Below are 15,103 nucleotides of genomic sequence, written 5' to 3'. Positions count from 1 at the left end.
TACAAGAAAAAGATAAGCAAACAAAAAACGAGACCCGCAGGGGTCTCGTTTAAAATCATACTATTACTCAGTGATTGTAGAAACAACGCCTGAACCAACAGTACGTCCGCCTTCACGAATAGAGAAACGAGTTCCTTCTTCGATAGCGATTGTAGAAATAAGTTCAACGTTCATTTCAGTGTTATCTCCAGGCATAACCATTTCTACGCCTTCTGGAAGATGGATGATACCAGTTACGTCAGTTGTACGGAAGTAGAACTGAGGACGGTAGTTAGAGAAGAATGGAGTATGACGTCCACCCTCTTCTTTAGAAAGAACGTAAACTTCAGCTTTGAATTTGCTGTGTGGAGTGATTGTACCTGGTTTAGCAAGTACTTGACCACGTTGGATTTCTTCACGAGATACACCGCGAAGAAGGGCACCAATATTGTCACCAGCTTCAGCGTAATCAAGAAGCTTACGGAACATTTCAACACCTGTAACAGTTGTTTTCTTGTTCTCTTCTTGAAGACCGATGATTTCAACTTCGTCACCGACTTTAACTTGTCCGCGTTCTACACGGCCAGTAGCAACTGTACCACGACCAGTGATTGAGAATACGTCCTCAACTGGCATCATGAATGGTTTTTCAGTGTCGCGTTCTGGAGTTGGGATGTACTCATCAACCGCATCCATAAGTTCGAAGATTTTAGCTTCCCACTCAGCGTCTCCTTCAAGAGCTTTAAGAGCAGAACCTTTAACAACTGGTACATCATCACCAGGGAAGTCGTATTCGCTAAGAAGATCGCGAACTTCCATTTCAACTAGTTCAAGAAGCTCTTCGTCGTCTACCATGTCGCATTTGTTTAAGAATACAACGATGTATGGTACACCAACGTTTTTAGAAAGAAGGATGTGCTCACGAGTTTGTGGCATTGGGCCATCAGCAGCAGATACTACAAGGATAGCTCCGTCCATTTGCGCAGCACCAGTGATCATGTTTTTAACATAGTCAGCGTGTCCTGGGCAGTCAACGTGTGCATAGTGACGAGTTTCAGTTTCGTACTCAACGTGTGCAGTAGAAATTGTGATACCGCGCTCGCGTTCTTCTGGAGCACCATCAATTTGATCGTACGCCATAGCTGTACCTTTACCAGATTTCTTATGAAGTACTGTTGTGATAGCAGCAGTTAAAGTTGTTTTACCATGGTCAACGTGTCCAATTGTACCAATATTGGCATGTGATTTGGAACGGTCGAATTTTTCTTTAGCCATTCTAAAATCCTCCTTAAGAGCTTTTAATTAGTAATGTATAGAGTGATAGGAAGTGAAAGAAAGCTTTCACTTCCTCATCTTACAATAGTAGTTATACTTGAGTTAAGCGGCAAAATCAATTATTCGCCTTTATTTTTTTTGATAATTTCTTCTGCGACGCTCTTCGGCACTTCTTCGTAGTGATCCATGTGCATAGTGAACGTACCGCGACCTTGCGTATTAGAACGAAGTGCAGTAGCGTAACCGAACATTTCAGCAAGAGGAACCATAGCACGAACAACTTGAGCGTTACCGCGTGCTTCCATACCTTCTACGCGTCCGCGACGTGAAGTGATATCACCCATGATATCTCCCATATATTCTTCTGGAATAACCACTTCCACTTTCATGATTGGTTCAAGAAGAACTGGGTTACATTTGCTGACTGCATTTTTCAATGCCATAGAAGCAGCGACTTTAAATGCCATTTCGTTTGAGTCAACATCATGGTAAGAACCGTCGAAAAGTTTAGCTTTAATGTCGATAAGCGGGAAGCCTGCTAGTACACCATTTTCGAGTGCATCTTCCAGACCTGCTTGAACAGCTGGGATGTATTCACGAGGAACGACCCCACCGACAATCGCATTTTCAAATTCAAAGCCAGCGCCTTCTTCGTTTGGTTCGAATTCGATCCAAACGTGTCCGAACTGACCGCGTCCACCAGACTGACGTACGAATTTACCTTCAACTTTTGCACCGGTACGGAATGTTTCACGGTACGCAACTTGAGGAGCACCAACATTGGCTTCTACTTTAAATTCGCGTTTCATACGGTCAACAATGATATCAAGGTGAAGTTCACCCATACCAGAGATGATCGTTTGGCCAGTTTCTGGGTTTGTTTGAGTACGGAATGTAGGATCTTCTTCAGCAAGTTTCGCTAAAGCGATACCCATTTTATCTTGGTCAGCTTTTGATTTAGGCTCAATAGCAACGTCGATAACTGGTTCTGGGAATTCCATTGACTCAAGGATAACAAGATCCTTCTCATCACATAGAGTATCTCCAGTAGTTGTATCTTTTAGACCTACAGCAGCTGCGATATCCCCTGCGTATACAGTAGAGATTTCTTCACGGCTGTTAGCGTGCATTTGAAGAATACGTCCAACACGCTCACGTTTGCCTTTAGTAGAGTTTTTCACGTATGAACCAGAATCAAGTGTTCCAGAGTACACACGGAAGAACGTCAACTTACCAACGTAAGGGTCAGTCATAACTTTAAATGCTAATGCAGAGAATGGCTCTTCGTCAGAAGAATGACGCTCAATCTCTTCATTTGTATCAGGACGTGTACCTTTGATTGCAGCAACGTCAGTTGGTGCAGGAAGGTAGTCAAGAACAGCATCAAGTACTAGTTGAACACCTTTGTTTTTGAAGGCAGAACCAACAAGAACAGGGTAGAATTCAACATTTAATGTACCTTTACGAATTCCTGCTTTTAACTCGTCAATTGTGATTTCTTCACCCTCAAGGTACTTATCCATAAGCTCTTCATCAAGCTCACATACAGCTTCAATAAGGCTGTTGCGAAGCTCTTCAGCTTGCTCTTTGTACTCTTCAGGGATTTCTTTTGCATCAGAACGAGTTCCGAGGTCATCTTCGTAGAAATACGCAACGTTTTCTACAAGGTCAATGATACCTTCGAAGTTATCTTCAGCACCGATCGGCAATTGAATTGCATGAGCGTTTGCTTGAAGACGGTCTCTTAAAGTTCCTACAGAGTAAAGGAAGTCTGCACCGATTTTGTCCATTTTGTTAACAAAAACGATACGCGGTACTCCATAAGTTGTTGCCTGACGCCAAACAGTTTCTGTTTGAGGCTCAACGCCTGATTGCGCGTCAAGTACAGCAACAGCACCATCAAGTACACGAAGAGAACGTTCAACTTCAACTGTGAAGTCTACGTGTCCTGGAGTATCGATGATGTTTACGCGGTATCCTTTCCACTGTGCAGTAGTCGCAGCGGAAGTGATTGTGATACCACGTTCTTGTTCCTGCTCCATCCAGTCCATTTGTGAAGCTCCTTCATGAGTTTCACCAATTTTGTGGATACGACCAGTATAGAACAAGATACGTTCTGTAGTAGTCGTTTTACCGGCATCGATGTGAGCCATGATACCGATATTACGAGTTTTTTCTAAGGAGAACTCTCTTGCCATTGGGTAATTTCTCCTTCCTTATTAGGAAATTGTGTTTTGTTAATCTATAAATCCTACCAGCGATAGTGAGCAAATGCTTTGTTTGCTTCAGCCATCTTATGAGTGTCTTCACGTTTCTTAACAGCAGCACCAGTGTTGTTAGCTGCGTCAAGGATTTCGTTAGCTAAACGCTCTTCCATCGTTTTTTCTCCACGAAGACGAGCGTAGTTAACTAACCAGCGAAGTCCAAGAGTCGTACGACGTTCAGGACGAACTTCTACAGGAACTTGGTAGTTCGCACCACCTACACGGCGTGCTTTTACTTCAAGTACAGGCATGATGTTTTTCAATGCTTGTTCGAAAACCTCCATTGCATCATTGCCAGTACGTTCTTTAATGATATCGAATGACTTGTATAGGATCGTTTGAGACTTACCTTTTTTACCATCGATCATCATTTTGTTGATTAAACGAGATACAAGCTTAGAGTTGTAAATCGGATCAGGTAAAACATCTCTTTTTGCTACAGGACCTTTACGTGGCATCTGAATATCCTCCCTTCATCAATTATGCGTATTTTCGTATATTATTTTGCTTTAGGTTTTTTCGTACCGTATTTAGAACGGCCTTGTGCACGATTTTCAACTCCAGCAGTATCAAGCGCACCACGAACGATGTGGTAACGTACCCCTGGTAAGTCTTTTACACGTCCGCCGCGGATAAGTACAACACTGTGCTCTTGCAGGTTGTGACCGATACCAGGAATGTAAGCAGTAACCTCGATTCCGTTAGTCAAACGAACACGAGCATATTTACGAAGTGCTGAGTTCGGTTTTTTCGGTGTCATTGTACCAACACGAGTACATACCCCGCGTTTTTGTGGAGAAGATACGTTAGTGTGCTCTTTTTTAAAGCTGTTGTATCCTTTGTTAAGTGCAGGAGACTTTGAGTTTTCTACTTTACTCACGCGTCCTTTGCGAATTAGCTGATTAATTGTAGGCATGAATTTTTCCTCCCTTCATTACGTTTTATAACCCACATACCCAGGTGGTTCATCAAAAGGCAAAAAACAATGTCTTTACACAAGATGGAATCTTACGCAAAAACAAAAGTACGTTATAAAATAATGGCAACAGCGGCTGCTCCTACCTCAATTCCGCAGGCTTTGCCGAGCTTTTTCATGGATTCAACCATTGAGACAGAGATACCTTGATCTTCAGCAAGTGAAACAACACTTGACGTGAGTATCGGATCTGCGTCTTTTGCAACGACTACTTCCTTTACTGAACCTCGCTTTAGAGCTTTCACTGTTTGCTTCGTACCAATAATAATTGATTTGGCCTGTGATACTTTATCATAAGACATAAACATATCCTCCAAAGTAACAGGTTTATTTCGAGCACCTTGGTTATATTATCATTCTAGGAGACGAATGTCAACAAGGTATGACATTTTTTAGATTCGTTCTTCTCATAGAGTGACTTTTTCATAAATATATCTGCTGAAAGACTGTTTTTGCAGTCTTTCAGCAGAATTAAATCAGTTATTCAACCGGGACCATATCGTCAGTCGGCTGAACATTTGATACTGGTTTTACTTTACGGTATTTCATCATTCCTGTACCAGCTGGAACAAGCTTACCGATGATAACATTCTCTTTCAAGCCGAGAAGCTCGTCACGCTTACCTTTGATCGCTGCATCTGTAAGGACACGTGTTGTTTCCTGGAAGGAAGCAGCAGATAAGAATGAATCAGTTTCAAGAGATGCTTTTGTAATACCGAGTAAGACAGGACGGCCTGTAGCAGGTCGATTGCCTTCAAGTAATACCTTTTTGTTCGCTTCAGTAAATTGGTGAATATCAAGCAATGTACCTGGAAGCACATCAGTGTCACCGGCATCAATTACGCGTACTTTGCGAAGCATCTGGCGAACCATTACTTCTACGTGTTTATCTCCGATTTCAACACCCTGCATACGGTAAACCTTTTGAACCTCATGGAGAAGATACTCTTGAACAGTCGTCAGGTCAGTCACTTTAAGAAGTTCTTTCGGATCGATTGAACCTTCTGTCAGTACTTGGCCTCGAGTAATTTTATCTCCTTCCGCTACTTTCAAGCGGGAGTTGTAAGGTGCCGTATAAGAACGTGTTTCCACTGCGCCTTGAACCACAATTTCCTGTTGCTTGTCACGAACTTCATTGATCTCAACGACTGTACCGTCGATTTCTGTAATTGTTGCCTGACCTTTCGGATTACGCGCTTCGAAAAGCTCTTGGATACGCGGAAGACCCTGTGTGATATCGTCTCCGGCAACCCCGCCTGTATGGAATGTACGCATTGTTAACTGTGTACCAGGCTCACCGATTGATTGGGCAGCAATGATTCCGACAGCTTCACCGACTTCAACATCGGAGCCAGTTGCAAGATTTCGGCCATAGCATCGTTTACATACACCATGAGGCGTATTACATGTGAAGGCAGAACGGATCCACACTTCTTCAATGCCGGCTTCGACAATCTCCAGTGCTTTATCTTCATCGATCAGTTCGTTTTCATTCACAAGCACTTCACCTGTTTCAGGGTGCTTCACTTGTTTTCTTGCAAAACGTCCGATTAAGCGTTCTTCTAAGCGCTCAATTGTTTCAGTTCCTTCTTTAAGTGGCTTAGCAAGAATGCCTCGGTCAGTTCCGCAATCAGTTTCACGAATGATAACATCCTGCGCAACGTCAACGAGACGGCGTGTAAGGTAACCTGAGTCAGCAGTTTTAAGAGCGGTATCGGCAAGACCTTTACGCGCACCGTGTGTGGAGATAAAGTACTCCAATACTGTCAGACCTTCACGGAAACTTGATTTGATCGGCAACTCAATGATACGTCCAGCCGGGTTGGCCATCAGGCCGCGCATTCCGGCAAGCTGCGTAAAGTTAGACGCGTTACCACGGGCACCAGAGTCACTCATCATGTAGATCGGGTTGAGTTCATCAAGTGATTTCATCAGTTTGCCTTGGATAACGTCTTTTGCAGCACTCCAGATAGAGATGACTCTCTCATAGCGTTCTTCTTCAGTGATAAGACCGCGGCGGAACTGCTTCATAACGTTGTCAACTTTGCTTTGCGCTTCTTCAAGAATTTCTTGTTTATCATCGAGTACGACGATGTCAGAAACCCCAACTGTAATACCAGCTTTTGTTGAATATTTGAAACCTAGGTTTTTCATGCGGTCAAGCATTTTAGACGTTTCCGTAATATGGAATCGTTTAAAGATTTCCGCGATGATTTTACCCAGAATGCCTTTTTTAAACGGCGCATTGATTGGCTGCTGTGCGATAACAGCTTTAACGTCAGCACCTTTTTCTAAGAAGAAACGGTCAGGTGTTTTCTCTTCAATGTTGCTCTTCGTTGGTTCATTCATGTAAGGGAATGATTCCGGAAGAATTTCATTGAAGACAAGCTTACCGACAGTTGTAATTAACAATTTTGAGCGCTGTTCTTCGGTAAATGTCACATTCTTAAGTGAGTTAGCTGCAACAGCTACTCTCGTATGAAGGTGAACATATCCGTTTTGATAAGCAAGAAGCGCTTCGTCTGTATTCTTGAAGACCATACCTTCACCGACAGCACCGGCACGCTCAAGTGTCAGGTAATAGTTACCCAGTACCATATCCTGAGACGGTGTTACAACCGGTTTACCATCTTTAGGGTTCAAGATGTTTTGAGCAGCAAGCATCAAGATGCGTGCTTCAGCTTGTGCTTCAGCAGATAATGGTACGTGAACCGCCATTTGGTCACCGTCAAAGTCAGCGTTGTAAGCTGTACATACGAGCGGGTGAAGACGGATTGCGCGTCCTTCAACAAGCGTTGGTTCAAACGCCTGGATACCTAATCTGTGAAGTGTAGGGGCACGGTTCAGCAGTACCGGGTGCTCCTTAATAACTGATTCTAGTACATCCCAAACTTCAGGCTGTACGCGCTCAATTTTGCGTTTCGCACTCTTAATGTTGTGAGCAAGACCTTTTTCAACAAGTTCTTTCATAACGAAAGGTTTGAAAAGTTCAAGCGCCATTTCCTTCGGTAATCCGCATTGGTACATTTTCAAATGAGGACCAACAACGATTACAGAACGTCCGGAGTAATCGACACGTTTACCAAGAAGGTTTTGACGGAAACGGCCTTGCTTCCCTTTCAGCATGTGAGAAAGAGATTTTAACGGTCTGTTACCAGGACCTGTTACAGGGCGTCCGCGGCGGCCGTTGTCAATTAGGGCATCGACAGCCTCTTGAAGCATACGCTTTTCGTTTTGAACGATGATGCTAGGCGCACCAAGGTCCAAAAGGCGTTTCAAACGATTGTTACGGTTGATGACACGACGATAAAGGTCATTCAAATCAGAAGTCGCAAAACGTCCGCCATCTAGCTGAACCATCGGTCTAAGCTCCGGAGGAATAACAGGAAGCACATCAAGGATCATCCAAGAAGGCTTGTTTCCTGAGTTACGGAAGGCTTCTAAAACTTCAAGACGTTTGATCGCACGAGTACGTCGTTGTCCTTGTGAAGTTTTCAGCTCTTCTTTTAACATATCAACTTCTTTGACAAGATCGATATCTTGAAGAAGTTTATGAATTGCTTCAGCACCCATAGATGCTTGGAATTTATTACCGTATTTATCAAGATAAGCACGGTATTCTTTCTCAGACAGAAGCTGTTTCTTTTCAAGCGGTGTATTCGCCGGATCAGTTACAACGTAAGAAGCAAAGTAAATGACTTCTTCTAAAGCACGAGGTGACATATCCAGCACAAGACCCATACGGCTTGGAATACCTTTGAAATACCAAATGTGGGAAACTGGGGCAGCCAGTTCAATGTGCCCCATTCTCTCACGACGGACTTTAGCCCGTGTTACTTCGACTCCGCAGCGGTCACAAACTACGCCTTTATAACGAACTCGCTTGTACTTCCCGCAATGACATTCCCAGTCCTTAGTAGGTCCGAAAATGCGTTCGCAGAATAGACCGTCCTTTTCAGGTTTTAACGTACGATAGTTTATCGTTTCAGGCTTTTTCACTTCACCAAAAGACCATGAACGGATTTTATCTGGTGAAGCAAGACCGATGTTCATATACTCAAAATTGTTCACATCTAGCAAGGGGCCTACCTCCCTTTTTATCTTCGGATTAACCGATGTCACTTGCCTTTATAACTAGAGATTATTCTTTTGTTACTACATCGCGTTCAACGTCTGCAGATGCTGTTTCTTCCGGCTCTTCATCACCTGATAATGCCAGGCCGTCAGCTTGTTTCGCATCTTCTTCGTCTTCTAAATCTCTCATTTCTATTTCTTCTTCATCACCAGAAAGGATTTTGACATCCATACCTAAGCTTTGAAGTTCTTTGATTAATACTTTGAATGATTCCGGAACACCTGGTTCAGGAACATTGTCGCCTTTAACGATGGCTTCGTATGTTTTCACACGTCCAACCACGTCATCAGACTTAACAGTCAGAATTTCTTGAAGAGTATAAGCCGCACCGTAAGCTTCAAGTGCCCAAACCTCCATCTCACCAAAACGCTGTCCGCCAAATTGCGCTTTACCGCCAAGAGGCTGCTGCGTAACAAGTGAGTAAGGACCTGTAGAGCGTGCATGAAGTTTATCGTCAACCATGTGAGCTAGTTTGATCATGTACATGATACCGACAGATACACGGTTATCAAACGGCTCTCCAGTACGTCCGTCGTAAAGTACTGTTTTGGCGTCACGAGACATGCCGGCTTCTTCAAGTGTTTCCCAGACATCCTCTTCTCGCGCTCCGTCAAATACAGGAGATGCAATGTGAATGCCAAGGTAACGAGCGGCCATACCCATGTGAAGTTCCAATACCTGCCCGATGTTCATACGTGATGGTACGCCCAGCGGGTTAAGCATGATATCAATCGGTGTGCCGTCAGGAAGGTAAGGCATATCCTCTTCAGGAAGAATCTTAGAGATAACACCTTTGTTACCGTGACGACCGGCCATTTTATCCCCTTCAGAAATCTTACGTTTCTGAACGATATATACGCGTACTAACTGGTTAACACCTGGAGGAAGTTCGTCTCCGTCTTCACGGTTGAAGACTTTAACGTCATGGATAATTCCGCCGCCGCCGTGAGGCACACGAAGAGAAGTATCACGAACCTCGCGGGCTTTCTCGCCAAAAATGGCGTGAAGAAGGCGTTCTTCTGCAGTCAGTTCAGTTACGCCTTTAGGCGTTACTTTACCAACAAGAAGATCTCCGTCTTTTACTTCTGCCCCAATACGGATGATTCCGCGGTCATCAAGATTGCGAAGCGCATCTTCACCGACGTTTGGAATATCGCGAGTGATTTCTTCAGGTCCAAGTTTCGTATCACGTGCTTCTGATTCGTATTCTTCAATGTGGATAGATGTATAAACATCATCCTTCACTAGGCGTTCACTCATGATGATGGCATCCTCATAGTTGTAGCCATCCCATGTCATGAAGCCGACCATTACGTTACGGCCAAGTGCAAGTTCACCAAGCTCCATAGAAGGACCGTCAGCAAGGATTTCTCCTTTTACCACTTCATCGCCGACACTTACGATCGGACGCTGGTTGTAGCACGTACCTTGGTTAGAGCGGACAAATTTCAGCAGGCTGTATTTATCCAGGTTTCCTTTTACTTTTTGACCGTCTACTTCTTCATAACGGCGAACCCAAACGTTTTTCGCTTCTACGCGTTCAACGATACCAGGGTGTTTACAAATAACAGCGGCACCAGAGTCTTTTCCTGATACGTATTCCATACCAGTTCCAACAAATGGCGCTTCCGGTTGCATCAAAGGCACAGCCTGACGCTGCATGTTCGCTCCCATGAGGGCACGGTTGGAGTCATCGTTTTCTAAGAACGGGATACATGCTGTCGCAGCAGATACAACCTGCTTAGGCGATACATCCATGTAGTCTACACGGTTTCTGGAAACAACAGTGTTCTCCCCGCGGAAACGAGCTACGATGCTGTCATCAATAAAGGCGCCTTCGTCATCAAGACGAGCATTCGCTTGAGCGACAACATAGTTATCCTCTTCATCAGCAGTTAAGTAATCGATTCTGCCCGTTACCTTCCCTGTTTCAGGGTCAACGCGGCGATATGGCGTTTCAATAAAGCCAAAACGGTTTACTTTTGCATAAGATGATAGTGAGTTGATCAAACCGATGTTCGGGCCCTCAGGCGTTTCAATCGGACACATACGGCCATAGTGGGAGTAGTGAACGTCACGCACTTCCATTCCGGCACGCTCACGTGTCAATCCGCCCGGTCCTAATGCTGACAGACGACGCTTGTGCGTTAATTCAGCAAGCGGGTTCGTCTGATCCATGAATTGAGAAAGCTGTGAGCTTCCAAAGAACTCTTTAATGGACGCAATAACAGGACGAATATTGATCAGCTGCTGAGGCGTAATTGTATTCGTATCTTGAATTGACATTCTCTCACGAACCACACGCTCCATACGGCTTAAACCGATACGGAATTGGTTCTGGAGAAGCTCGCCTACAGAACGTAAACGGCGGTTTCCAAGATGATCGATATCATCTGTGTCGCCTACTCCGTGCAGCAGGTTGAAGAAGTAGCTGATTGAAGAAATAATATCAGCAGGCGTGATGTTTTTAATCTCTTCTTCGATGTAAGCATTGCCGATTACATTGATAACCTGTTCTCCTTCTTGATCAGTCGGAGCAAAGATTTTAATTGATTGAAGAGTCACTTCATCTTCAACAACGCCGCCATTCGGATACAGCTTTCGGAAACCGATTCCGTTTTCTAAGTATGGCAGTACTTTATCAAGCGTTCTTCTATCAAGAATCTGGCCTTTTTCAGCAAGGATTTCTCCTGTTTCAGGATCAACAAGCGTTTCAGCAAGTCTCTGATTGAAGAGGCGATTCTTAATATGAAGTTTTTTATTAATTTTATAGCGTCCTACATTGGCAAGATCGTATCGTTTCGGATCAAAGAAACGAGAATCAAGCAAGCTTTTCGCATTTTCTACTGTAGGCGGCTCTCCAGGACGGAGACGCTCGTAAATTTCCAGCAACGCTTTGTCGCTGTTTTCTGTGTTATCTTTATCAAGCGTATTTCGCAGATATTCGTTTTCTCCTATGAGATCAAGAATCTCTTGATCGGAGCCGAAGCCGAGAGCACGCAAAAGAACCGTAACCGGCAACTTACGTGTGCGATCAATGCGGACATAAACAACATCTTTCGCATCAGTTTCGTATTCTAACCATGCGCCACGGTTTGGAATGACAGTTGCGGTAAAACCTTTTTTACCGTTTTTGTCTACTTTACCACTGAAATATACACTTGGAGACCGAACAAGCTGGGAAACGATAACACGTTCCGCACCGTTAATGATAAAAGTACCTGTATCTGTCATAATAGGGAAATCACCCATGAAGACATCTTGGTCTTTTACCTCTCCAGTTTCTTTGTTAATTAAACGAACCTTCACTCTTAGCGGAGCTGAGTAAGTCACATCACGTTCTTTTGATTCCTCTACAGGATATTTAGGCTCACCTAAACTATAATCAATGAACTCAAGAGAGAGGTTACCAGTGAAATCCTCAATTGGTGATATGTCTTGAAACATCTCTCTAAGACCCTCATCAAGAAACCACTGATAAGAAGAGGTTTGAATTTCAATGAGATTTGGTAATTCTAACACTTCGCTAATGCGAGCATAGCTTCTGCGCTGGCGGTGTCGTCCATACTGAACTAGTTGACCTGTCAACTGATTCACCCCTCAAATCATGCGTATTATATGTGTAATAAGCATTTCTTCCAAAGAAAGAAAATACTTTTACAAGACAAAAGAAAAAAGGGTTTCTAATTAAGAAAACCACATCCAAAAACAAATACCGATTTTATTAGCATTTCCATACTTGTATAATTTATACATAGATATTGACAATTCATCATATCAAGCAAAATATATACATTGGCATTTTACAATATTAACATAGTTAAAATACCGAGTCAAACTTTTTTTGCTTTTATGATATAATAGCCTTTCTTTTTTTGAACGACGGAAACCTCATCGAACAGTTCCTCGAGCTTTTCAATGGCAGAAGGCGCGCCTTGCTTTTTCTGTATGACGATCCACAATTCACCTGAAGCTTTTAAGTGTTCAGCGCTTTTCTCAAAGATAGCATGGACAACTTTTTTTCCGGCTCGGATTGGGGGATTTGTAAGAATAGAAGCAAATGTTTGAGCAGAATCAACGTTTGAAAACAAATCGCTTTGATAAATCTTAACGTTTGTTATTCCGTTATGTTCCGCATTTTCATTTGATAGTTCTACGGCTCTCTCATTAACGTCAATCATGTGGATAGTCCGGTCTTTAAAGTCGCTGGCGAGCGATAAACCAATCGGGCCGTATCCGCAGCCTACATCCAAAATGCCGCCCTCAACCTCAGGCTCTTCAAAAGAATCAATCAGCAGGCGGGAGCCGAAATCAACTTCTTTTTTAGAAAAAACCCCGCTGTCGCTGGTAAACGTGAAATCTTTATTCCGAAGCCTAAAAGACCAGGTTTGCTTGTTGCTTTTCACTGAAGGTTTTTCTGAATAATAGTGCTCACTCATTATTAGAACCTCCTTTTTTCATGGCTTAAAGAATGGCAAAGAAAAAGCTCGCCTCATAAAAGCGAGCTTCCCCTACAGGTAAGTGAAGATTACTTAACTTCTACAGAAGCGCCAACTTCTTCAAGTTTAGCTTTAAGCTCTTCAGCTTCTTCTTTAGCAATACCTTCTTTAAGTGGTTTTGGAGTGTTGTCAACAAGTTCTTTAGCTTCTTTCAAGCCAAGACCAGTGATTTCACGTACAACTTTGATAACTTTGATTTTTTGAGATCCTGCACCAGCAAGGATAAGATCGAATTCGCTTTGCTCTTCAGCAGCTCCGCCAGCAGCAGCTCCGCCAGCTACAGCTACAGGAGCAGCAGCAGTTACGCCAAATTCTTCTTCGATTGCTTTTACTAGGTCGTTCAATTCAAGTACAGTTGCTTCTTTAACGGAAGCAATGATTTCTTCGATATTTAAAGCCATTTGTAATTCCTCCATTTTGTTTTAATTTATGAAAAACTGATTAGATTAAGCGCCTTGTTCTTCCTTTTGTTCTGCCACAGCTTTTGCAGCAAGAGCAAGGTTGCGAACTGGAGCTTGAAGTACGCTAAGCAACATAGAAAGCAAGCCTTCGCGTGATGGAAGTTCAGCAAGAGCTTTCACTTCTTCAACAGTAGAAACTTTACCTTCGATAACGCCAGCTTTGATTTCAAGAGCTTCGTGATTTTTAGCGAAGTCATTAAGAACTTTAGCCGGAGCGACAACATCTTCAGTGCTGAATGCGATCGCGTTCGGTCCAGTTAAGAAATCATTCAAACCATTAAGCTCAGCTTGTTCAACCGCACGGCGAGTCATCGTATTTTTGTAAACTTTGAACTCAACGTTAGCTTCGCGAAGCTGTTTACGAAGTTCAGTTACTTCAGAAACGTTAAGTCCGCGATAGTCAACGATGATCGTTGATTTACTTTCTTTCAGTTTAGAAGCAATTTCTTCAACAACAACTTTTTTTATTTCAATTGCGCTGCTCATGGTTACACCTCCTGTAGATTCTTGTGTAACACTTATACCGTTAGGTGATCACGACTGAGACGACGGATTCCATATAAAAAGCCTCCATGAGACATGGAGGCTGTATATACAAGCATACGTAACGTAATAGCTGTGATAATATACACCTCGGTAGGATAATTAAGCGGTTAGGCCCCTACTGTCTACGGTATAAATGATATTCTATTTTACAACATTTTGAATAATATCAGAATGTTGATGTCATGTCAATATTATTTTACGTTAAAAGTTGAAGAGTCTACTTTGACACCAGGTCCCATAGTAGAAGTTACAGCAACGTTTTTCACGTAAACGCCTTTAGCTGCAGCAGGTTTAGCTTTAAGGATTGTATCGTACATTGTTGTGAAGTTCTCAACAAGTTTTTCATCCTCGAAAGAAACTTTACCGATAGGAACATGAATGTTTCCAGCTTTATCAACGCGGTATTCAACTTTACCAGCTTTGATTTCGCCGATAGCTTTTTCAACTTCGAAAGTAACTGTACCAGTTTTAGGGTTTGGCATTAAACCTTTTGGTCCAAGTACACGACCGATTTTACCAACTTCACCCATCATGTCAGGTGTAGCTACGATAACATCGAAATCGAACCAGCCTTGTTGAATTTTGTTGATGTAGTCAGTATCGCCTACGAAATCTGCACCAGCAGCTTCAGCTTCTTTCGCTTTTTCGCCTTTTGCGAAAACGAGAACGCGCTGAGTTTTACCAGTTCCGTTTGGAAGCACAACTGCTCCACGGATTTGCTGGTCGTTTTTACGAGGGTCAACCCCTAAACGGAAAGCCACTTCAACTGTAGCGTCGAATTTAGCTGTGTTTGTTTTTTTAACGAGAGCTACTGCTTCAGAGACGTCGTAAGCTTTAGAACGGTCTACAAGCTTAGCAGCTTCAACGTACTTTTTACCTTTTTTAGCCATTTTAAAATTTCCTCCTTATGTGGTTATAGCGGAATAACCTCCCACGAATAAGGGTTGCGAACTTGTTAAAACTCGCAA

The 15,103-nt window shown here is 43.1% G+C and carries 11 protein-coding genes and 1 other annotated feature; all 11 genes read right to left on the bottom strand.

Going from position 1 to position 15,103, the window contains the following annotated elements; genetic code table 11:
- Positions 1-63: 63 nt before the first annotated feature.
- On the bottom strand, positions 64-1,254 hold the full coding sequence (gene tuf, locus MHI44_RS12235; protein ID WP_003235058.1) for an elongation factor Tu: 1,191 nt from the start codon (positions 1,252-1,254) through the stop codon (positions 64-66).
- A gap of 119 nt (positions 1,255-1,373) precedes the next feature.
- Positions 1,374-3,452: an elongation factor G gene (gene fusA / locus MHI44_RS12230; RefSeq protein WP_003235056.1), complete on the bottom strand. Its 2,079-nt coding sequence runs from the start codon at positions 3,450-3,452 to the stop codon at positions 1,374-1,376.
- A 53-nt stretch (positions 3,453-3,505) separates the two neighbouring features.
- Complete coding sequence (gene rpsG, locus MHI44_RS12225) at positions 3,506-3,976, bottom strand: 30S ribosomal protein S7 (RefSeq protein WP_003225784.1); 471 nt, start codon at positions 3,974-3,976, stop codon at positions 3,506-3,508.
- Between the two features lie 41 nt (positions 3,977-4,017).
- Positions 4,018-4,434 carry a 30S ribosomal protein S12 gene (gene rpsL / locus MHI44_RS12220; RefSeq protein ID WP_003225781.1) on the bottom strand — a complete coding sequence of 139 codons (417 nt, stop codon included), beginning with the start codon at positions 4,432-4,434 and terminating at the stop codon, positions 4,018-4,020.
- 113 nt (positions 4,435-4,547) lie between these two features.
- Positions 4,548-4,796 (bottom strand): 50S ribosomal protein L7ae-like protein, encoded by a 249-nt coding sequence (locus tag MHI44_RS12215; protein ID WP_003225778.1) that lies wholly within the window; start codon positions 4,794-4,796, stop codon positions 4,548-4,550.
- A 178-nt stretch (positions 4,797-4,974) separates the two neighbouring features.
- Entirely contained in the window at positions 4,975-8,574 is a 3,600-nt protein-coding gene (rpoC, locus tag MHI44_RS12210; protein WP_004399688.1) for a DNA-directed RNA polymerase subunit beta', read from the bottom strand.
- A gap of 61 nt (positions 8,575-8,635) precedes the next feature.
- Positions 8,636-12,217, bottom strand: a complete 3,582-nt coding sequence (gene rpoB, locus MHI44_RS12205; RefSeq protein ID WP_009966326.1) for a DNA-directed RNA polymerase subunit beta — start codon at positions 12,215-12,217, stop codon at positions 8,636-8,638.
- 245 nt (positions 12,218-12,462) lie between these two features.
- Positions 12,463-13,068, bottom strand: a complete 606-nt coding sequence (locus MHI44_RS12200) for a class I SAM-dependent methyltransferase (RefSeq protein ID WP_015252989.1) — start codon at positions 13,066-13,068, stop codon at positions 12,463-12,465.
- An 89-nt stretch (positions 13,069-13,157) separates the two neighbouring features.
- Positions 13,158-13,529 carry a 50S ribosomal protein L7/L12 gene (gene rplL, locus MHI44_RS12195; RefSeq protein ID WP_003156436.1) on the bottom strand — a complete coding sequence of 124 codons (372 nt, stop codon included), beginning with the start codon at positions 13,527-13,529 and terminating at the stop codon, positions 13,158-13,160.
- A 45-nt stretch (positions 13,530-13,574) separates the two neighbouring features.
- Positions 13,575-14,075, bottom strand: a complete 501-nt coding sequence (gene rplJ, locus MHI44_RS12190) for a 50S ribosomal protein L10 (RefSeq protein WP_339201997.1) — start codon at positions 14,073-14,075, stop codon at positions 13,575-13,577.
- Positions 14,076-14,140: 65 nt separating this feature from the next.
- Positions 14,141-14,281, bottom strand: a sequence feature (ribosomal protein L10 leader region).
- A gap of 45 nt (positions 14,282-14,326) precedes the next feature.
- Positions 14,327-15,025, bottom strand: a complete 699-nt coding sequence (gene rplA, locus MHI44_RS12185; RefSeq protein WP_003235040.1) for a 50S ribosomal protein L1 — start codon at positions 15,023-15,025, stop codon at positions 14,327-14,329.
- Between the last annotated feature and the right edge of the window lie 78 nt (positions 15,026-15,103).

This window comes from Bacillus sp. FSL K6-1366 (assembly GCF_037976695.1).
GTDB lineage: Bacteria > Bacillota > Bacilli > Bacillales > Bacillaceae > Bacillus > Bacillus subtilis.
The sequence above is the reverse complement of the archived record's forward strand: the minus strand, read 5'-3'. Positions and strand labels throughout refer to the sequence as shown.